At 67.0% G+C, this 19,421-nt stretch carries 14 protein-coding genes and 1 pseudogene; 5 read left to right on the forward strand and 10 right to left on the reverse strand.

Annotated elements, in window-relative coordinates; genetic code table 11:
* Positions 1–67: 67 nt before the first annotated feature.
* From LC490_RS08780 to LC490_RS08820, 9 genes are all read right to left on the reverse strand, one after another.
* On the reverse strand, positions 68–2,368 hold the full coding sequence (locus LC490_RS08780) for a TonB-dependent receptor (RefSeq protein ID WP_223619917.1): 2,301 nt from the start codon (positions 2,366–2,368) through the stop codon (positions 68–70).
* A 508-nt stretch (positions 2,369–2,876) separates the two neighbouring features.
* Positions 2,877–3,200 carry a non-heme iron oxygenase ferredoxin subunit gene (locus tag LC490_RS08785; protein WP_223619918.1) on the reverse strand — a complete coding sequence of 108 codons (324 nt, stop codon included), beginning with the start codon at positions 3,198–3,200 and terminating at the stop codon, positions 2,877–2,879.
* A 208-nt stretch (positions 3,201–3,408) separates the two neighbouring features.
* A complete protein-coding gene (locus LC490_RS08790; protein ID WP_031373860.1) occupies positions 3,409–3,954 on the reverse strand; it encodes a GNAT family N-acetyltransferase in 546 nt (181 codons plus the stop codon).
* The gene (locus LC490_RS08795; protein WP_223619919.1) at positions 3,951–5,186 is read right to left on the reverse strand and encodes a cysteine desulfurase; all 1,236 of its coding nucleotides are present in this window, start codon (positions 5,184–5,186) and stop codon (positions 3,951–3,953) included. The genes LC490_RS08790 and LC490_RS08795 overlap by 4 nt, the downstream gene beginning before the upstream one ends.
* A 100-nt stretch (positions 5,187–5,286) precedes the next feature.
* On the reverse strand, positions 5,287–6,582 hold the full coding sequence (sufD, locus tag LC490_RS08800; protein ID WP_031373858.1) for a Fe-S cluster assembly protein SufD: 1,296 nt from the start codon (positions 6,580–6,582) through the stop codon (positions 5,287–5,289).
* 90 nt (positions 6,583–6,672) lie between these two features.
* Positions 6,673–7,437 carry a Fe-S cluster assembly ATPase SufC gene (sufC, locus tag LC490_RS08805; protein WP_031373857.1) on the reverse strand — a complete coding sequence of 255 codons (765 nt, stop codon included), beginning with the start codon at positions 7,435–7,437 and terminating at the stop codon, positions 6,673–6,675.
* Positions 7,438–7,510: 73 nt separating this feature from the next.
* Complete coding sequence (locus tag LC490_RS08810; protein WP_223619920.1) at positions 7,511–8,170, reverse strand: hypothetical protein; 660 nt, start codon at positions 8,168–8,170, stop codon at positions 7,511–7,513.
* A complete protein-coding gene (gene sufB / locus LC490_RS08815; protein ID WP_036149647.1) occupies positions 8,167–9,657 on the reverse strand; it encodes a Fe-S cluster assembly protein SufB in 1,491 nt (496 codons plus the stop codon). The genes LC490_RS08810 and sufB overlap by 4 nt, the downstream gene beginning before the upstream one ends.
* Before the next feature lie 16 nt (positions 9,658–9,673).
* Positions 9,674–10,135, reverse strand: coding sequence for an SUF system Fe-S cluster assembly regulator (locus LC490_RS08820; protein ID WP_031373854.1), 462 nt, complete (start codon positions 10,133–10,135; stop codon positions 9,674–9,676).
* A gap of 263 nt (positions 10,136–10,398) precedes the next feature.
* On the opposite strand from LC490_RS08820, the pseudogene LC490_RS08825 reads away from it, so the two are divergent.
* The 5 genes and pseudogenes from LC490_RS08825 to LC490_RS08845 form a co-directional block, all read left to right on the forward strand.
* Positions 10,399–10,863 (forward strand): annotated as a pseudogene (locus LC490_RS08825) (SET domain-containing protein-lysine N-methyltransferase); the annotation flags it as partial.
* Between the two features lie 582 nt (positions 10,864–11,445).
* Positions 11,446–11,763, forward strand: a complete 318-nt coding sequence (locus LC490_RS08830; RefSeq protein ID WP_223619921.1) for a hypothetical protein — start codon at positions 11,446–11,448, stop codon at positions 11,761–11,763.
* A 440-nt stretch (positions 11,764–12,203) separates the two neighbouring features.
* Positions 12,204–12,989: a 3-hydroxybutyrate dehydrogenase gene (locus tag LC490_RS08835; protein WP_057917286.1), complete on the forward strand. Its 786-nt coding sequence runs from the start codon at positions 12,204–12,206 to the stop codon at positions 12,987–12,989.
* 205 nt (positions 12,990–13,194) lie between these two features.
* Positions 13,195–14,625, forward strand: a complete 1,431-nt coding sequence (locus tag LC490_RS08840; RefSeq protein ID WP_223619922.1) for a patatin-like phospholipase family protein — start codon at positions 13,195–13,197, stop codon at positions 14,623–14,625.
* 230 nt (positions 14,626–14,855) lie between these two features.
* Complete coding sequence (locus tag LC490_RS08845) at positions 14,856–17,111, forward strand: DUF5916 domain-containing protein (protein ID WP_223619923.1); 2,256 nt, start codon at positions 14,856–14,858, stop codon at positions 17,109–17,111.
* A gap of 18 nt (positions 17,112–17,129) precedes the next feature.
* On the opposite strand, the gene LC490_RS08850 is transcribed toward LC490_RS08845, so the two are convergent.
* Positions 17,130–19,235: a TonB-dependent receptor gene (locus tag LC490_RS08850; RefSeq protein ID WP_223619924.1), complete on the reverse strand. Its 2,106-nt coding sequence runs from the start codon at positions 19,233–19,235 to the stop codon at positions 17,130–17,132.
* Positions 19,236–19,421 lie beyond the last annotated feature (186 nt).

Here is a 19,421-nt window from a genome sequence, read left to right on the forward strand (position 1 = left end):
AGGACCCGGGCGGCGCGCCTGGACGATGGAAGTCCGATTAGAACGTGAACTCGAGGTTCGATACCACTTAGAAGGCGAAGTTGGCGCTCAGCACCACCTGGCGTCCGTCGCCCGGGGTGGCCCAGCCGTTGTTGCGGATGCGGGTGAAGTACTCCTCGTCCGTGAGGTTGTTGATGTTGAGCTGCAGCGAGGCCTGGCGGTTGATCTTGTAATTGACCATCGCGCGGTGGGTCCAGTAGCTGCCGTAGGTCGTCAGCGGGCCGTTGAGGTTGGTCGCGCTGTGCTGGGTCAGCCAGATCTTGCCCTGGAAGGTCGCGCCGTAACCGACCTGCCAACGCGGGCTGATGTCGTAGGTGGTCCACAGGCTGAAGGAGTCTTCCGGCACCTGGGTCAGACGATCGCCCTTGGTGTAGTCCCGGCCCAGATTGGCCTGGAAGTCGGACACGCCCTGCAGCACTTCGCTGTCCAGACGCGCGTAGTTGGCGTAGACCGCCCACTGGTCGGTGATCAGGCCGGACAGGCCGATCATGAAGCCGTCGACGCGCGCGCTGCCGTCGAGCTGCTGCATGCCGGACAGGTTGGCCGGGTTGTCGAGGTCGGCGACCTTGTAGTTCTCGCGCTCGTTGCGGAACACCGAGCCGGTCAGGGCGAGGCGGCCGTCGAGGAAGTCCCACTTGGTGCCGATTTCGTAATTGACCGCGGTTTCCGGATCGACCGAGCAGGTCTGCGCGGTGCACGAACCGTTGACCGAGGCCTTCGACGGCGTCTTCGAGTTGCCGTAGGCGATGTAGATGCTGCCGTTCTCGACCGGCTTGTAAACCAGTCCGGCACGGTAGGAGAACAGGTCGTCGTTGCTCTTGAACGGCACGCCGTAGCCGGTGACGGTGCCGATAGGCTGGGCCGGCAGCGGCTGGTTCGCCGCGGTCGGTGCCTGCACGACCACCGCATTGATGGTCTCGCCCTCGTTGCGCTCGTAGCGCGCGCCCAGGCTCAGCTGCCACTGCTCGTTGAACTTGAGCGTGTCGAACACGTAGATCGCGCGGTTGTCGAGTTCGCCTTCGGTGCGGCCGGTCAGGGTGCGGTTGAGCGGGCCGCGGTAGGTGTGGTCCGGACGCGCGATGTTCATCTGCGGCAGGCCCGCGAGGAACGGGTTGGTGCCGTTGGGGTTGCGGAAATCGCTGGTGACGTCGAGGTCGAATTCTTCGTGCAGCACCGAGAAGCCGGCGACCAGGTTGTGCTCGATCGCGCCGGTGTTGAAGTTCACCGTCAGGTCGGTCTGGTTGTACAGCGTGGTGTTGCGGGTGTCGCGGCCGTAACCGCGCGGGCCGCTCGGGCTGTAGTTGCCGGGGCGGGTGCTGCCGCAGCTGGTGCCGGTCGGGGTGAGGTTGTTGGCCAGGCACCAGGTGCCCTGGACCGCGTCGACCAGCGAGAACTGGTCGGCCTGCTGCCAACGGGTCAGGTTACGGATCTTGAAATTGTCGTTGAAGGCGTGGTCGAGGATCGAGGTGACCGAATCGAGCTGGATGTCCTGACGGTCGATGTTGCTGTAACCGTAGTAGTTGCCGCGGTCGATGCCCGGCAGCACGTCGCCGTTGAAGAACGGCAGGCCGTATTGCGGGGTGTTGTCGTCTTCCTGGTGCAGGTAGTTCAAGGTCCAGCTGGTGTCGCTGCCGAGGCCGAAGGCGAGCGATGCGGCCACGCCCCAACGCTCGCTCTGCTCGACGTCGCGGCCCGGTACGTCGTTCTGGTGCGCCATCGCGTTGAGGCGCAGCGCCGAGCCTTCGCCCAGCACGAAGTTGCTGTCGGTGGTGACGCGGGTGTAGCTGTCGGTGCCGGCGGCGATCGAGGCCTTGTGGAACTCGTTGAGGCCCGCGCTCTTGCTGACCAGGTTGACCGTGCCGCCGACCGAGCCGGCGCCGGAGTAGACCGAGTTGGCGCCGTTGACGACTTCGACCGCTTCCAGGTTGAAGGGGTCGGTGCGGCTGTAAAGGCCGCTGTCGCGCACGCCGTCGACGGTGATGTCGGTGCTGGCGTCGAAGCCGCGCAGGTTGATCTTGTCGCCGAAACCGCCGCCGCCTTCGCCCGCGCCGAAGGTGATGCCCGGCAGGGTGCTGAGGATGTCGGTCAACGACAGCAGGTTCTGGCCGTCGATGGTGGTGCGGTCGATCACGCTGATCGTCTGCGGGGTGTCGCGCAGGTTCGCGGTGTACTTGCCGCTGCTGGCCTTCTGTACGCGCTGGCCGTGCACCGCGACGCCGTCGAGGTCCTTGGCCTGGGGTTCGGGCGCCGGGGCGGCGAGCACGGGCAGACTGAGGGCGAGGGCAAGTGCACCGGCGAGCGGCGACACGACGAACTTCGTGGTCGACATGGGTATCTCGAGCAAGGGGGACGGAAGGGCGTGACGGTCGAAACCGTGTCAGATCGCAATCTTAATGAGATGAATTCTCATTTGCAACGAACTGTGAACAATTCGAGGGTCCGGTAACCGTTTCCGGTGTAAATGCGTGCGCAAACAGGGGTTTGGCAGGCGCAGGGGGCCGCATACGAGCGCTGGCATCGGTGCTTCAAAGGGGTAGGAGCGGCGCAAGCCGCGACCGTGAAGCACCGGACTCGCGTAACACCCTCTTGTAGGAGCGGCGTAAGCCGCGACCCAAAGCACCTAGCTCGCGCCCTAGCCCCATCGCGGCGTTCGCCGTCGCCCCCTTCGACAAAGGATGACAAAAGGGGCGAGCGCCTGGCGCAGGCACGAAGCCCGATGCAGTTTCGGCGCGGGGGATTTGCTCTTGCCCGGGTGGAGAAGAAGCGAAAGGAAAATCCCCGGCCCCTTTGGAAAAGGGGGAACAGCAACAGCGACAATGATCGAAACGAAGCGGCGCCTACTCGCGGTCGTCGCGGGTCCAGACCCCGCCGTCTTCGACCTTGACCGGGAACTTCACCACCGGTTCGTAGGCGGGCGCGCACAAGGGGCGGCCGTCGCGTACGTCGAAGCGGGCGCCGTGCAGGACGCATTCGACCGTGGCTTCCTCGCCGTCGAAGGCGCCTGCGGACAGTTCGAAGTCCTCGTGCGAGCAACGGTCTTCGAGGGCGTAGAAATCGCCGTCGTAGTTGCATACGAAGATCGCGGTGTCGCCGTCCCAGGCGACGGTCGATTCGCCGGGCAGCAATTGCGAGGTGGAGCAGACGAAAACCCAGTCGCCCATGGCTTGCTTTCCTGAAGAGCTGGCAGTGCGTTGCGAGGCATTGTAGAAGCGGGCAGGGCCGGTGTGCACTGCGCGCTTTCCTGGCCTTGCCGATGGATGCGACCGGCCAAGGGATGCAGGCCGGATCGTAAAGCGGGCGAAGTGGAGACCAGGACGACGGGGCGTCGTTTTAACCCCGACGCCTCAACCAGGCCTCAGCCCACGGACATCAGAACGTCTTTTCCAGCACCTCGAAGCGCAGATCGTCGCGCTTGGGCAGGCCGAAACGCTCGTCGCCGTAGGGGAAGGGCTTGTAGTGGCCGGTGCGGACGTAGCCGCGGCGTTCGTAGAAGGCGATCAGCTCGTCGCGGATGTCGATCACGGTCATGCGCATGGCCGGCAACTTCCAGTCCTCGCGGGCGATGCGTTCGGCTTCGTCGATCACGCGCTTGCCGATGCCGCCGCCCTGCAAGGTCGGCTTGACCGAGAACATGCCGAAGTAGCCGGCGCCGTCCTCGGCCGCGACATGCGCGCAGGCGAGCAGCTCGGGTGCGGCGTCGGCGCCGTTGCGCTCGACGATCAGGATCACGCTCTGCGGACGGTCGAGGCAGGCCTTGATGTCGTCGGCGCCGGTGCGGCGGCCGTCGAGGAAGTCGGCTTCGGTGGTCCAGCCGGCGCGGCTGGAATCGCCGCGATAAGCCGATTCGACCAGGTCGACGAGGGCGTCGGTGTCGGCCAGGGTGGCAGCGCGAAAACTCAGAGTGTCGTGGGTCATGCGAGCAGTTTGCGGACTTTGTTCAGGGCGGCCACGAACGCGTCGATCTCGTCGTGGGTGTTGTAGAACGCGAGCGAGGCGCGGCAGGTCGCCGGCACGCCGAAGTGTTGCATGAGCGGATGCGCGCAGTGGTGGCCGGAGCGGATCGCCACGCCTTCCAGATCGAGCAGGGTCGCCAGGTCGTGCGCGTGCGCGCCTTCGACCAGGAAGCTGATCACCGCGGCCTTCTCCTGTGCCTGGCCGAAGATGCGTAGGCCGGGCACCTGCGACAAGGCTTCGTTGGCGTAGGCCAGCAAGGCCTGCTCGCGGGCGTCGATGTGTGCCATGCCGAGCGCCGACAGGTAATCGACCGCCGCGCCCAGGCCCACGAAGCCGGCGATGTTCGGCGTGCCGGCTTCGAACTTGCGCGGGCCGTCGGCGAACACGGTGCCCTCGAAACGCACTTCCTTGATCATCTCGCCGCCGCCGATGAAGGGCGGCATCGCATCGAGGTGTTCGCGCCGCGCCCATAGCGCACCGGTGCCGGTCGGGCCGCTCATCTTGTGGCCGGTGATCGCATAGAAATCGCAGCCGATCGCGGCGATGTCGAGCGGCCGGTGCGGCGCCGCCTGCGAGCCGTCGACGAGGGTGGCGATGCCGCGCTTGCGCGCTTCGCGGCAGATCTCGCGCACCGGGTTGACGGTGCCGAGCACGTTGGAGACGTGGGTCAGCGCGAGCAGCTTCACCTCGGGCGTCAGCAGCGCGTACAGCTGGTTGAGGTCGAGCTGGCCGCGTTCGTCGATCTCGGCGACCTTGATGGTCGTGCCGGTGCGCTGGGCGACCAGCTGCCAGGGCACGATGTTGGCGTGGTGCTCCATGCGCGTAAGCACGATCGCATCGCCGGGGCGCAAGCGCGGCAGCGCCCAGGAGTAGGCGACCAGGTTGATCGCGAAGGTCGTGCCGCTGCACAGCACCAGTTCCTCGACGCGCACGTTGAGGAAGCGGGCGAGCTTGGCGCGCGCGCCTTCGTAGGCCTCGGTCGCCTCGCTGCCGAGCGCGTGCACGGCGCGGCTGACGTTGGCGTTGTGGTGGCGATAGAAATCGTCGACCGCCTCGATCACCGCGGCCGGCTTCTGGCCGGTGTTGGCCGAGTCGAAATAGATCAACGGCTTGCCATGGACCTCGCGGGTCAGCACCGGGAAGTCGGCGCGGACGGCGGTCCAATCGATCGAGGGAGCTTGGGCGACGGTCATCGGTAAGGTCCGGTGGAGCCAGCAACGAGTGGAGAGGAGCGAGAAACGAGTAAGAGCGTGCTGGAACTCGTTACTCTCTCCTGCGCACTCGTTCTTCGTTTCAAACGACTTGCAGGCGTTCGAGGGCGAGGTTCAAGCGCACTTCGAGCATCGAACGCGCGCTCTCGTCCTCCAGCACCGACAAGGTCTCGCGACAGAACGCCGCGGTCAGCAGCGCACGCGCCTGTTCGGCCGGCAAACCGCGCGAACGCAGGTAGAACATCGCCTGGGGGTCAAGCTGGCCGACGGTAGCGCCGTGGGCGGCCTGGACTTCGTCGGCGTGGATCTCAAGCACCGGCTGGGTGTCGATCTCGGCGCCTTCGTTGAGCAGCAGGTTCTTGTTCGACAGCGCGGCATTGCTGCCGTCGGCGCCTTCGCGGATCAGGATGCCGCCGTGGAAGGCGGTGCGCGAACGGCCGGCGCCGAGCCCGCGCCAGGTCAGCTGGCACTGACTGTCGCGGCCGACGTGGTCGATGCCCAGGCGCGTATCGAGATGGCGGCGGCCGGTCGCGAGCAGCACGCCGTTGGCATGCACCTGCGCGGCCTCGCCATGCAGCGCGGCGTTGAGTTCGTGCCGCGACAGCGCCGCGCCGAGTTCGAGATCGATGCGGCGGTACTGCGCGGCGCGCGCGAGCACCGCGTCGGTGCGTGCGACCACGGTCGCGCCGGTCGCCTCGTCCTGCACGCGCGCATGCGACAGCGATGCGTTCGGCGCCAGGTGCACGTGGGTCAGGCTGTTGGACAAGTGGGTGTGGCTGTCGGCCGCGAGTTGGTGCTCGACCAAGGTCAGGGATGCGCCTTCGCGCAACTCGACCAGGTGGCGCAAATGCCAGGCGCGGTCGCCGGCGACCGGGCTGCCGACGAAGACGAAATGGATCGCGCCTGCGACCTGCACGCCGGCGTCCACGCGCAGCACCGCGCCTTCGTCGGCCAGGGCGGCGTTGAGGCGGGCGAAGATCTCGTCGCTGCGGTCGAAGCGGCGGGCGAGGAAATTGGTTTCGCGGGCGTCGTCGATCGCCAGCACCTGCGACAGCGGCTGCAGCGAAACGCCCTGCGGCAGGCCGCTGAGGTCGCTGTGCACGGCGTCGTAGCGGCCGTTGTGGAAGACGATGCGCGGGGTCGGGATGCCGGCGATGGCCGAGGCGTCGAAGCCGCCCGGGGCGAGATCGGCGGCGGCGAACGCGCGCCGGTCGAGCGCGCGCAGCGGCGTGTACTTCCAGGCTTCGTTGCGCGGGCCGGGCAGGCCGTCGCGCAGCACCGCATCGAGCGCGGCGCGGCGGGTCGGGCCGAGGCCGGCGGCTTCGCGTGCCGACAATTGCTCGAACGAAGCGGCGAATCCTTCGAGTAGCAGACTCATGTCAGTGTCCTCGCGCAGGCGCGGCGGAACGTGTCGGGGCCCAGGCCCGGGCCTGCGTATGCAAGTCGATGGCGGCGTGGCGGGGCGGGGTCACGCGGCGCTCTCCGGTGCGACGCGGTCCTTGAGCCATTCGTAGCCGTGCGCTTCCAGTTCCAGGGCCAGCTCCGGGCCGCCGCTCTCGACGATGCGGCCGTCGGCCAGCACGTGCACGACGTCGGGCTTGATGTAGTCGAGCAAGCGCTGGTAGTGGGTGATGACCAGGAAGGCGCGGTCGGGCGAACGCAGTGCGTTGACGCCGTCGGCGACGGCCTTGAGCGCGTCGATGTCGAGGCCGGAGTCGGTCTCGTCGAGGATCGCCAGCTTGGGTTCGAGCAGGGCGAGCTGGAAGATTTCGTTGCGCTTCTTCTCGCCGCCGCTGAAGCCTTCGTTGACGCCGCGGTGCAGCAACTCGTCCTTCAGGTGCAGCACAGCGAGCTTCTCGCGCACCAGCTTGAGGAACTGCATCGAGTCGAGCTCGGCCTCGCCGCGCGCCTTGCGCTGAGCGTTGAGCGCAGCGCGCAGGAAATAGGTGTTGTTGACGCCGGCGATCTCGACCGGGTACTGGAAGGCCAGGAACACGCCGGCGGCGGCGCGTTCTTCCGGCTCCAGTTCGAGCAGGTTGCGGCCCTCGAATTCGACCGTGCCCTCGGTCACCTCATAGCCCTCGCGGCCGGCGAGGATATTGCCGAGCGTCGATTTGCCGGCGCCGTTCGGCCCCATGATCGCGTGCACCTGACCCGGCTGCAGGTCGAGCGAGAGGCCTTTGAGGATGTCCTTGCCGGCGACTTGGACGTGGAGGTTTTCGATCTTCAACATGGGGGTGTCCAGAAAACTGAGTGGCGCGGCGGCGCCGGTATCGGGTCGGAAGGCGGGCGGCGAGGGCCCGCGCTCAGGTACAGACGCCTTCGTAGGCGAGCTTGCGCTTGGCGCCGCCGGCATCGGCGTACTCCAGGCATTGCACGAAATCGGAGCCGGCGAAGGCTTTCAGCGCCGGGCAATCGAACCGGCGCGGTTCGGCCTCGGCGGCGACTTGCGCGGGCGCCAGGGTGCCGGCCGGGTCGGTCCACAGCAGTCGTTCGACGCCGTTGCCGTCGAGGCTGCGTAGGCGCAGGCGCTCGCCGTCGATGGCGACCACGTCGGCCTCGAAGGGCTTGCGCCAGCGGCGCAGTTCCTGGCCGGCGTCGTCGATTTCGATCACCTCGTCGGCGAGCAGCAGGCTGTCGTCTAGCGGCATCGCGCGCACCCGCGCATACGGGGTCGCGCCGCAGGGGTGTTCGCTCCACTGCAGCACGCGCGGGTCGTGGGTTTCGGCTTTCTCGGGCGCGATGGTGAACGGCAACAGGTACTCGCCGGCGGCGAGCGCGTGTTTGATCGTGCCCGGCGGGGCCAGCGGCGCCTCGACCGGCGCGACCGCGGTGGCGGGCGTCGGAGCCGCGGCGGCCGTGGCCGCCGGAGCCGGAGCCGACGCCGCGGTCGGCGGGGCCGGCGCAGCCGAGCAGGCGGCGAGCGCCGCGGCCAGCAGCGCCGGGAGCAAAGGCGCGGGCTTCATCCGACCGAACCTTCCAGCGAGACTTCGAGCAGTTTCTTGGCCTCGACCGCGAACTCCATCGGCAGCTCGCGGAACACCGACTTGCAGAAGCCGTCGACGATCATCGACACCGCGTCTTCCTCGCCGATGCCGCGCGAACGGCAATAGAACAGCTGATCGTCGCTGATCTTGGAGGTGGTCGCTTCGTGCTCGACAGTCGCATCGGGGTGCTTGACCTCGATGTAGGGGAAGGTATGCGCGCCGCACTTCTTGCCGATCAACAGGCTGTCGCACTGGGTGTGGTTGCGCGCGCCGGCGGCGTTCTTCTCGATCTTGACCAGGCCGCGGTAGGTGTTCTGGCCGCGGCCGGCGCTGATGCCCTTGCTGATGATCTTCGACTTGGTGCGCTTGCCGATGTGGATCATCTTGGTGCCGGTGTCGGCCTGCTGGCGGTGATGGGTCAGCGCGACCGAATAGAACTCGCCGCTGGAATCGTCGCCGAGCAACACGCAGCTGGGGTACTTCCAGGTGATCGCCGAACCGGTCTCGACCTGGGTCCAGCTGATCTTGCTGCGCGCGCCGCGGCATTCGCCGCGCTTGGTCACGAAGTTGTAGATGCCGCCGACGCCGTTCTCATCGCCGGGGTACCAGTTCTGCACGGTCGAGTACTTGATCTCGGCGTCTTCCAGCGCGACCAGTTCGACCACCGCGGCATGCAGCTGGTTCTCGTCGCGCATCGGCGCGGTGCAGCCTTCCAGGTACGAGACGTAGGCCTTGTCCTCGCAGATGATCAGGGTGCGCTCGAATTGGCCGGTGTGGCCTGCGTTGATGCGGAAATAGGTGCTCAGTTCCATCGGGCAACGCACGCCCTTGGGGATGAAGACGAAGCTGCCGTCGGAGAACACCGCCGAATTAAGCGCGGCGAAGAAGTTGTCGCCGGTCGGCACCACGCTGCCGAGGTACTTCTTCACCAGCTCGGGCTGCTCGCGTATCGCTTCCGACATCGAGCAGAAGATCACGCCCTTCTCGGCCAGTTCCTTGCGGAAGGTGGTGCCGACCGAGACCGAGTCGAACACCGCGTCGACCGCGACGCCGGCCAGCCGCGCGCGCTCGTGCAGCGGCACGCCCAGCTTGTCGTAGGTGGCGATGAGCTCTTCGGGCACTTCGTCGAGCGACTTGTACTTGGCCTTCGGCGCGCTGTAGTAGCTGAGCGCCTGGAAGTCGATCGCGGCGATGTTGAGCTTGGCCCAATGCGGCATCGGCATGGTCAGCCAGTGGCGATAAGCCTCCAGCCGCCACTGCGTCATCCACTCGGGCTCTTCCTTCTTGGCCGAGAGGGCACGGATGGTGTCCTCGTCGAGGCCCGGAGGCAGGCTGTCGGATTCGATGTCGGTGATGAAACCGGCCTCGTAGCGACGCCCGAGCTGCTCGTGGATCGCCTCGTTCTGAAGCGGGCGATTAGCGATGTCGCCCGAGGGAGCGGGCGTCTTGATGATGTCGGTGGCCATGGCGGCTGCCTACTGTCTAAGCGCCGGCCAGGCGCAGATCGATGCGCCGGCCGGCTGGTTCGGGTGAAAAGGAAGGAGTGGGGGCGAGCATCTGGGCGAGGGTGACGTTGCTCAGGGCCTCGATGACCACGTCGTTGATGCGGCGCCAGTTGGCGCGCACGCCGCACTGGTGTTCGAGGCCGCAATTGCCTTCGTGGACGCTGCACTCGGTCATGCCGAGCGGGCCTTCCATTGCCTCGACGATCTCGATCAGGCCGATTTCGTCGGCGGGGCGGGCCAGGCGATAGCCGCCGTTGGCGCCGCGGAACCCCTCGACCAGGCCGGCCTGGGCCAGCGGCTTGAGCAGCTTGCTGACCGTCGGCGCCTCCAGACCCGCCCGCTCGGCCAGCTCCGACGCGCTCAGGACGCGGTCGGACTGGGCCGCCAGGACGGTCAAGACGACCGTGGCGTAGTCGGTGAGTTTGGTGACGCGGAGCATCGGCGGGGCCGCTCGGGGTAATTCGTACCGAAATTGTACGTTTTTCTCCGGGCGCGGCCAAGCCGGGGGTTTTGCGCGATTCAGGCGTATCGCGGGGGCGGTCCGGGCCCTGGCCGCGGTGAGGGGCCTGGTCCGAGGTCCGGCCCGAGGTCTGGCCTGAGATTTGGCCCGATGCATACAGGCCGTCGGCTGTGCGGAGGGACCTGGATAGCGAAGGCCGTTCAAGCACGTCAGAATGCTGGTTCGTCATTTTGGGATTCGCTATGCCGCGCAAGATCGCCGCCCGTCGTTCCGCCATTCATGGCAATGGTGTGTTCGCCATTGCCCCGATCGCCAAGGGCGAGCGGGTCGTCGAGTACAAGGGCAGCCGCCGCACCCACGAAGAGGTCGATGCGGGCGAGACCGGCGACGCCGACTCCGGCCATACCTTCCTGTTCACGCTCAACGACGAGTACGTGATCGACGCCAACCACGAAGGCAACACCGCGCGCTGGATCAACCACAGCTGCTCGCCGAACTGCGAGGCGGTGCTGGAAGAGGACGACGGCGACGACCGCCGCCGCGACCGGGTCTTCATCGAGGCGGTTCGCGACATCGCCGCGGGCGAGGAACTGTCCTACAACTACGGCATCACCCTGGCCGAGAAGCACACCAAGGAACTGAAGAAGATCTGGGAGTGCCGCTGCGGCTCGGCCAATTGCACCGGGACGATGCTGCAGCCGAAGAAGGACAAGAAGGCGAAGAAGGACAAGGACAAGAAGAAAGACAAGAAGAAAAAGAAAGACAAGAAGAAGGGCAAGAAGAAGGATTGAGGCGTTTCCGGCCCGGCGCAGTTCCGGGCCGATGGCGCGCAGCGCGGGCGTCGAGGCGGTCCTCGGGTGCCCGCCGTGCAGTCCGAAGGCGGCATCTCGTCCCTGTAGGAGCGGCGTCCTACTGGATTTCCTTCGGTCATACGCCGCGCCCGCGGGATGCGCAGAGGCGACAATGCCGATGCTACCCACCGAAGCGGCGGGCTGTCGCAAGGGTAGGAGCGGCGCGAGCCGCGACCGCGTTGTTTCGGTCTCGCGGCGTATCGCTCAAGCAATATCAAGATCAAACGCCTAAAGCTTCCGCCACTAAAGCGGCGGGTTACTTTCTTTTGTCTAAAGCAACAAAAGAAAGGTAACCAAAGAAAAATGCTTTTGCTTTGAATCACAAGCCCGCACGAACGATGCCGACGCAGGGCTTTTTCATACGGGACATCCCTGTCCCGATGAAAAACGGCCCGCATCCCTGCGGGCCGCCCTCCGGGTCTTCGATTGGCTTCGCGAGTGCGGAATGGCGCACAGCAACAGCAAAATCTTTACGGCAACGGCAACGGCAACGGCAACGGCAACGGCAACGGCAACGGCAACGAGGCGGTTGCTGTTGCCGTGAAGCGTCTGGCGCAGCGCCAGGCCTGCGAGAACAGTTGGAGACCCGGAGGGCGGCGCACAGGACGTGCGCCGTTTTTCGATAGGACAAGGATGTCCTATCGAAAAATCCCGGCGCAGGCATCGCACTCGTGGCCTGTGCCCTTGCAAGGAAAGCCCTTTTCTTTGGTTACCTTTCTTTTGGGCCAGCAAAAGAAAGTAACCCGGCCGCTTTAGCGGACGGAAGCTCTGCTCTTGCTCGAGCAACGGAGCGCCGCGAACCCATCCCTGTAGGAGCGGCGTGAGCCGCGACCGCAATCCATCAATCTCGCGCCGATAGTGGCCGTAGCCCGTCAGGATAGGAGCGGCGTAAGCCGCGACCGCGCGGCTTCGACGCGCGACGCGGCCACCCTGCGATCTGGGCTATTCATAGGTCCGCCTGCAGAGCCCCCCCGGTCTGGCCGAGGTTCGGCGGATAACTACCTGCCATTCCCGCCCGATCCCGCAAAGCCCCCAGCCGGGTACGAAGGTCCGATAGCCGCTTCGTCGCCGCGACGGGACACTGCAATGCGCCGGCCGCCACGCCGCGATAACGTGCGGCGGCGACAATGGTCGCCGGTTCGCGCATCGCGCGGCGCAACGCCCTTCTTCCCTTCGCACCGTATCCAGGAGTCGCCATGAGTTCGATCCAAGGCAAGGTCGCCGTCGTCACCGGAGCCGCCAGCGGCATCGGCAAGGAAATCGCCCACGAGCTGGCCCGCGCCGGCGCCGCGATCGCGATCGCCGATCTCAACCAGGCCGGGGCCCAGGCCGTCGCCGACGAAATCGCCGGCAACGGCGGCCGCGCGATCGGCGTGGCCATGGACGTCACCGACGAGGCCGCGGTCAACGCCGGCATCGAACGCGTGGTCGCCGAACTCGGCGGCATCGACATCCTGGTGTCGAACGCCGGCATCCAGATCGTCAATCCGATCGAGAACTACGCCTTCGCCGACTGGAAGAAGATGCTCGCGATCCACCTCGACGGCGCTTTCCTGACCACCAAGGCGGCGCTGCCGCATATGTACAAGGACAACAAAGGCGGCACCGTGATCTACATGGGCTCGGTGCATTCGCACGAGGCCTCGCCGCTGAAGTCGGCCTACGTCACCGCCAAGCACGGCCTGCTGGGCCTGTCGCGGGTGCTGGCGAAGGAAGGCGCCAAACACGGCGTGCGCAGCCATGTAGTCTGCCCGGGCTTCGTGCGCACTCCGCTGGTCGACAAGCAGATCCCCGAGCAGGCCAAGGAGCTCGGCATCAGCGAGGACGAGGTGATCAAGAAAGTCATGCTCGGCAACACCGTCGACGGCGTGTTCACCACCGTCGAGGACGTCGCCCAGACCGTGCGCTTCCTCGCCGAATTCCCGAGTGCGGCCCTGACCGGGCAGAGCTTCGTGGTCAGCCATGGTTGGTATATGCAGTAACGGGCGTCTGCGAAAGCAGCGTGGATGGGCTTCATCGTTACAAGACGCTGAAGCTTCTGCGGCTTCCCCCCTTTGAGGAGGGGGCAGGAGGGCTGCCCTTGCCCCTTGCTGCTTCGCCGCGCAATCGGTCTTCACGGCGATAACGGCGCAAGCGAAGCACCATGGGCGCCTGACCGCCGCGAAAGTTTCCGAAGAGGCAACCGCAATGCCCAGCAGCAAGCGCTCCACACCGCCGCAGCGCGAACCCGCATCGCGGACGCCGGCCAAGCGCGATTCCAAGCCGGCGACGGCGGCCAAGAAAGATTCATCTACGAAGACCCCGGCCCGCAAAGAGCCGTCCAAGGAACCCTCCAGGCGCAGCAGCGTCGCCGCACGCTTACCCGTCGCACGCGCGCCGGCCAAGCGCGTGCCGAAGCCGGCGACTCCACCCAAGCGCGCGGCCAGCAAGCAGGCCGCCTCGCGTGCGGCCAAGGCCGCGGGCGAGCGCATCCGCGCCGAAACCTCGGTGTTGCCGGAGAACATCGCCCTGGTCCTGCAGGGAGGCGGCGCGCTCGGCGCCTATCAGGCCGGCGTCTATCAAGGCTTGTACGAAGCCGGCATCGCGCCCAATTGGATCGCCGGCATTTCGATCGGCGCGTTCAACACCGCGATCATCGCCGGCAACCCGCCGGACAAACGCATGGACGCGCTGCGCGAGTTCTGGGCCACGATCTCGCAACCGACCCTGTTGCCCTCGACCACCTTCGGCCAGGAAGCGCGGTTCGCCGATCTCGATGCCGACACCCGCGCCTGGCTCGATACCTGGGAGGCCTGGCGCGCGATCGTCGAGGGCCAGCACGGCTTCTACCGTCCGCGCGCGTGGCTCGGCCAGGACCCGTTCGCGGTGCCCGGGCCGGCGGCGGCCAGCCTGTACGACACCTCGCCGATGATCGCCACGCTCGAACGCATGGTCGATTTCGACCGACTCAACGACGGCGGCATCCGGGTCTCGGTCGGCGCGGTCAACGTGCGCACCGGCAATCTGGAGTATTTCGACAACACCCGGATGCGCCTGGACGCGCGCCACATCCTGGCCTCGGGCGCCTTGCCGCCGGCGTTCCCGGCCGTCGAGATCGACGGCGAGTACTACTGGGACGGCGGCCTGGTCTCGAACACCCCGCTGTCGCACGTGCTGACCTCGTCGCCGCGCCGCGACACCCTGGTGTTCCAGGTCGACCTGTGGAACGCGCGCGGCGACCTGCCGCAGACCCTGCTCGACGTCGCCGAGCGGCAGAAAGAAATCCAATACTCCAGCCGCACCCGCCTGATCACCGACACCCAGCGGGTGTTCCAGCATTACCGGCGTCTGCTGCGCGAACTGCTCGAGGAAATCCCCGAGGACGTGCGTGCGAGCAACCCCTGGGCCCAGCACGCCGCCGAGCTGGCCTGCGACCGCCGCTACAGCGTGATCCACCTGATCTACCGCGACCGCGCCCGTATCGGCCACTTCAAGGACTACCAGTTCGGCCGCGTGGCCATGCGCGAGCACTGGCTGTCCGGCCAGTCCGACATCGCCCGGGCCCTGGCCCATCCGGACTGGATGCAACTGCCGGCCGGCGAATCGGCTTTCGTCACCCACGACGCCACCGCGCCCTGAGCCGGGCGAGTCGGGGCGTAACCGGGCGCGCATTCAGCCCTGCGGACCGGTCGCCGAACTCAAGGATGCGCGTCGGCGGCCAAGGGTTGCCATGACTTACGCCATGCGGTGAAAAGCCGCCGCACCGCTAGTCTGCGCGGCATCGCGACACCGTTCGCCGCGATCCGTCATCGACGAGGGCCGGGGCAGGCACTCGCTATGCGGTCAATCCGCATCACCGGGGCTGCTGTATGCGCACGAATCTGTTCACCTCCCTGCTCGCGACCTCGGCTGCGATCGCCTCTCCCTGCGCCTATGGGTTGGAGATCGACGGCCGCATCGACCCGGAGGAATGGCGCGGCGCCCAGCGCATCGACGACTTCCGCCTGACCCAGCCGCTGTCGCGCGCGGCCGCCTCGCAGCCGACCGAGGCCTGGCTGCTGGCGACTCCGGACGGGCTCGCCGTGGCCTTCCGCAATCACCAGCCGGCCGGCGTGCCGCGCCTGCGCCAGCACACCCAGCGCGACGGCAACGCCACCGTCGACCGGGTCAACCTCTACGTGGACTTCGACGGCGACGGCCGTGCCGGCTACAACTTCACCGTGACCCTGGCCAACAGCATCGTCGACACCACCATCACCAGCGAGAACCAGTTCAACGACGACTGGGACGGCGACTGGCGCCACGCCACCGCCGAGGACGACAACGGCTGGTCGGCGGAGATGCTGATCCCCTGGCATATCGCACCGATGCGCGACGTCGCCGGCGGCACCCGCACCCTCGGCATCGAACTCGACCGAGTCATCGCCTCGACCGGCGAGCGCACCTCGTGGCCGGCGGTGCACTACACCGAAGCGCGCTTCCTGTCCGCGTTCAACCGCATCGAAGTGCCGGCCTACAGCCAGTCGCTGCTGGCGATCACGCCGTACGTGGTCGGGGTGGGCGACGCGGTCGGCCACGACGGCGATTTCGACGCCGGCGCCGACCTGTTCTGGAAGCCCAGCGGCAAGTTCCAGCTCAGCGCGACGATCAACCCCGATTTCGGCCAGGTCGAAAGCGACGAGCTGACCGTCAATTTCAGCGCCACCGAATCCTTCTTCAGCGACAAGCGCCCGTTCTTCACCGAGAACCAGGGCTTCTTCGAGTTGCCCTTCGGTTCGTACAACAGCAACAGCCGCCTGATCTACACCCGCCGCGTCGGCGGCAAGACCGACGACGGCCTGGGCTCGGGCGACGTCACCGCCGCACTCAAGCTCAACGGCAGCGCCGGCGGCTTCAACTACGGCCTGTTCGCGGCCAACGAAGGCGACGAGGTCGGCCGCGATTTCTATGCGGTGCGCGCCACTCGCGACTTCGCCGCGCTCGGCCTCGGCGCGATGGTCACGCGCGTGGACCGCCCGTTCCTGGACCGCCAGGCCAATGTCTACGAATTCGACCAGCGCTGGACGCCGAACCCGCAGTGGGCGATCCGCGGCACGCTGGTGGCCTCCGACGTCGAGCAAGGCGGTCGTGCCCTGCGCGACAGCGGTGGCCAGATCCGGGTCGACTACGACATGGGCGGTGGCTGGCGCCAACAACTGTACGGCCTGCACCTGGGCAAGGATCTGCAGCTCAACGACTTCGGCTATCTGGAGCGCAACAACTTCAACTACCTGCGCTACGACCTGGGCCGCCGCGTCACCGACCTGCCGGCCGATTCGTCCTATGCCTCGCACGACTGGCACTACGCCGCTTCGCGCCGCTACAGCGACGACGGCGTGCACATAGCCGACGCGTTCGCGATCACCCGCCGCGGCGAGCTGCGCAACGGCGGCAACGAGTTCGCCGAGGTCGCGCTGTGGACGGCCGGCCACGACGACCTGATCACCCGCGGCAATGGCGTGTTGCGGGTGCCGTCGCGTTTGTTCGTCAACTACGAGCGCCTGCTGCCGCGGCAGGGCGACAGCCCATGGTCGCTGGCCATCGAGGCTGGCTACAGCGCCGACGGCCTGGGCGGCATCGACGAGGGCGAAACCAGCCTGTACTTGGAGCCGAATTATCAGTTCAGCGATCGCCTGATCCTGTTTGCCGGCTTCGAGTACAGCCACGCCCCCGATTGGCTGTTGTGGCGCGGCGGCAACCGCCTCGGTGCGTTCCGTGCCGATACCCTGGTGCTGGACGCGGGCCTGCAGTGGTTCATCGACGACAAGCAGGAACTGCGCGTGCGCCTGGAAACCATCGGCCTGGACGCGCGCCTGAAACAGGCCTACCGCGTCGACGCCGGCGGCCGCGCGCTCGCGGTCGACGAAGCGATCCCGGATTTCCGCGTGCGCAACCTGGGCTTCCAGATCCGCTATCGCTACGAACTGGCGCCGCTGTCCTATCTCTACATCGCCTACGTGCGCGGCGGCGAGATGTTCGAGGAAGGCCGGGTGGACCGCGGCGTCGGACGCGAATTCCGCGATGCCTTCGACTTGCGCGACAGCGAGCAGTTGCTGGTCAAGCTGTCGTATCGGTTCGAGATCTGAGCCGGGGCGGCGGTCGCCTCAGCGCGGCCGCCACTCCAGGCCAAGATAGAGCGAGCGGCCGTCGCCGGGCAGGAAATTGCGGCCGTCCTGGCCGCGCGCATCGGCGATCACGCTGCTGCTGGCGATCCACTTGCGGTCGCCGAGGTTGCGGGCGTCGGCGAACCACGACCAGTCCTTGGCGACTTTTCCGCCGATGCGCAGCCCGGCGATGGTATAGCCCGGCGCCCTGAAGCTGTTGGCGTGGTCGATGCAGTAGTCCTGCGGCGTCCACTCGAGGTTCGGGGCGAGATAGAAGTACTCGCCCGGCGACCAGCGCAGTTCGGCGCGCAGCTGCTGCGCAGGCACGCCGGCGAGGTCGTTGTCGCCGTAGACACGGTCGCGGTCGAAGCGGAAGTCGTTGTAGAGATAGTTCGCCGACAAGGTCCAGTGCTCGGCCGGGTGCCAACCCAGGCCGAGTTCGATGCCCTGGTGAATGGTGCGGTCGGCATTGACGGTGCCGAGCGGATTGCCGCTGCCGTCGCTGAGTGAGAGCAGCTCGCCGTCGATGTGGGCGCGATACAGGGCGAAGTCGACCGACAGCTTGTCGCGATCCAGGCGCAGGCCGATTTCGCCGCTGTCCGCGCGTTGCCGGTCGACCTGGGTCACCCCGGGGCCGCCGCTGAGCTCGCCGAAACTCGGCGGCTCCAGGCTGCGGCTTATGTTGGCGTAGAGCTGGGTATGCGCATCGAGCAGGTAGCGCAGGCCGAGCTTGGGGCTGATACCGGAATAGTCGCGGGAGAAACTCTCGTCGCGGCCGCCGGTGATGAAGCGGTCCTGCGAGCGGCGCTGCGAATGCAGCGCCTGCGCGCCGACGGCCAGCACCCAGCTCGGCGCGAGCCAAGTCTGGTTCTCGACATAGAGCTTGGCGTTGCGCGCGCGCTGGTCGAAGCGATTGCTGCGCGCGCCGGCGTGCCCGGCGATGTTGAAGAAACGATCGTCCTCGATGTCGCCCTGGGCGAAGGCGGCGCCGGCGATCAGCACGTTGCGGCGGCCGAACCATTGCGACTCGCCGCGCCAACGCAGGTCGACACCGGTGTCGCGGCTTTCTTGGCGCAGCACCTGGAAGATAGGGTGGTCGAGCGACTTATCGGCGTAATAGAGCGAAAGCGTGAGCGTGCCGGTCTCGGATGCGGCCCAGGCGAGTTTGGCGGCGATGCGGTCGAGGCGGTAGTCGCGCCGCTGGTTCAAGGCGAGATTGCCCGGCGCGGCGAGGGTGGGGTCGCGTCGCGATTCGGCCAGGGTCAGATTGCCCGGCAAGGCCGAACGCGTGTCGACGTGGGTGAGGTAAACGCGTGCATCGAGGGTATCGCTGAAGCGGAAACCGGCGTTGCCGAACACGCGATAGTTTTCCTGCTCGGCATGATCGCGGAAGCCGTCCTGACGCAGACCGCTCAGGCTCAGATAACCGTCGCCACGGCCGGACACGCCGGCGAGAGCGACCTGGCCGCGACGATAGCCGAAGTCGCCGGCTTCGACGCGCAGGCTGATGGGGGCGGCGTCGTAGCCGGTCGGCGAAACGAAGTTGATCGCGCCGCCGAGCGTGGCGGCACCGAACTCGAGCGCATTGGCACCGCGATAGACCTCGATATAGCGCGACGACAAGGGCTCGACCGCCTGGAAGTCGAAACCGCCATCGGCGAGGTTGAGCGGGCTGCCGTCTTGCAACAGCTCGAGACCGCGCCCGTGGAAGGTGCGTTGCAGGCCGGAGCCGCGGATCGACAACCGTGCTTCTTCGGCGCCGAAACGCGATTGCACGAATACGCCGGCGGCGTAACCCAGCGCATCGGTCAGGGTGCTGACACGGCCGCCGCGATAGGACTCGCCGTCGACCAGCCCGGTCGCACCGGCGCGCTCGTGGAGACGCTCGCGCGCTTGCTCGATGCCGTCGACGGCGAGCGGCTGGCCCCTCAGGCCGAACACCCGCACCGAGTCGAGGGTCTTGGCCGACGATCGATGATCGGCCGGGGCCGGGTCGTTGACGGCTTGCACGTCGGTGGACTGCGCCTGTGCGCAATGGGAGTGGAGAGCGAACGTGAGGATCGTCGCCAGCGCGAGCAGAGAAGGGCGAAATGTGACGGCGCGCATGGCGGGGGCTCGGGTGAGAGCCGGCAAGCGTAGTCAGGCGGTTGTCGGGGTGGATGCGGCATAACGCCGCAGTGGGGTGCTCTTGATTTGAGGGTAGGAGCGGCGCGAGCCGCGACCGCGTCGGTTCGATGGCCGGCGTCGGTTACGGCGGCGATCGATAGGTAGCCGTGTTGCCGGTGTTGCCCC

It is taken from the genome of Lysobacter sp. ESA13C (assembly GCF_019970005.1).
In the GTDB taxonomy this organism is placed as follows: Bacteria; Pseudomonadota; Gammaproteobacteria; order Xanthomonadales; family Xanthomonadaceae; genus Lysobacter; species Lysobacter antibioticus_B.

What these genes read in the sequence shown, in the direction of transcription:
- LC490_RS08780 (WP_223619917.1), bottom strand. Translation starts at nt 2,368, where the DNA reads ATGTCGACCACGAAGTTCGTCGTGTCGCCGCTCGCCGGTGCACTTGCC.
- LC490_RS08785 (WP_223619918.1), bottom strand. Translation starts at nt 3,200, where the DNA reads ATGGGCGACTGGGTTTTCGTCTGCTCCACCTCGCAATTGCTGCCCGGC.
- LC490_RS08790 (WP_031373860.1), bottom strand. Translation starts at nt 3,954, where the DNA reads ATGACCCACGACACTCTGAGTTTTCGCGCTGCCACCCTGGCCGACACC.
- LC490_RS08795 (WP_223619919.1), bottom strand. Translation starts at nt 5,186, where the DNA reads ATGACCGTCGCCCAAGCTCCCTCGATCGATTGGACCGCCGTCCGCGCC.
- sufD (WP_031373858.1), bottom strand. Translation starts at nt 6,582, where the DNA reads ATGAGTCTGCTACTCGAAGGATTCGCCGCTTCGTTCGAGCAATTGTCG.
- sufC (WP_031373857.1), bottom strand. Translation starts at nt 7,437, where the DNA reads ATGTTGAAGATCGAAAACCTCCACGTCCAAGTCGCCGGCAAGGACATC.
- LC490_RS08810 (WP_223619920.1), bottom strand. Translation starts at nt 8,170, where the DNA reads ATGAAGCCCGCGCCTTTGCTCCCGGCGCTGCTGGCCGCGGCGCTCGCC.
- sufB (WP_036149647.1), bottom strand. Translation starts at nt 9,657, where the DNA reads ATGGCCACCGACATCATCAAGACGCCCGCTCCCTCGGGCGACATCGCT.
- LC490_RS08820 (WP_031373854.1), bottom strand. Translation starts at nt 10,135, where the DNA reads ATGCTCCGCGTCACCAAACTCACCGACTACGCCACGGTCGTCTTGACC.
- LC490_RS08835 (WP_057917286.1), top strand. Translation starts at nt 12,204, where the DNA reads ATGAGTTCGATCCAAGGCAAGGTCGCCGTCGTCACCGGAGCCGCCAGC.
- LC490_RS08840 (WP_223619922.1), top strand. Translation starts at nt 13,195, where the DNA reads ATGCCCAGCAGCAAGCGCTCCACACCGCCGCAGCGCGAACCCGCATCG.
- LC490_RS08845 (WP_223619923.1), top strand. Translation starts at nt 14,856, where the DNA reads ATGCGCACGAATCTGTTCACCTCCCTGCTCGCGACCTCGGCTGCGATC.
- LC490_RS08850 (WP_223619924.1), bottom strand. Translation starts at nt 19,235, where the DNA reads ATGCGCGCCGTCACATTTCGCCCTTCTCTGCTCGCGCTGGCGACGATC.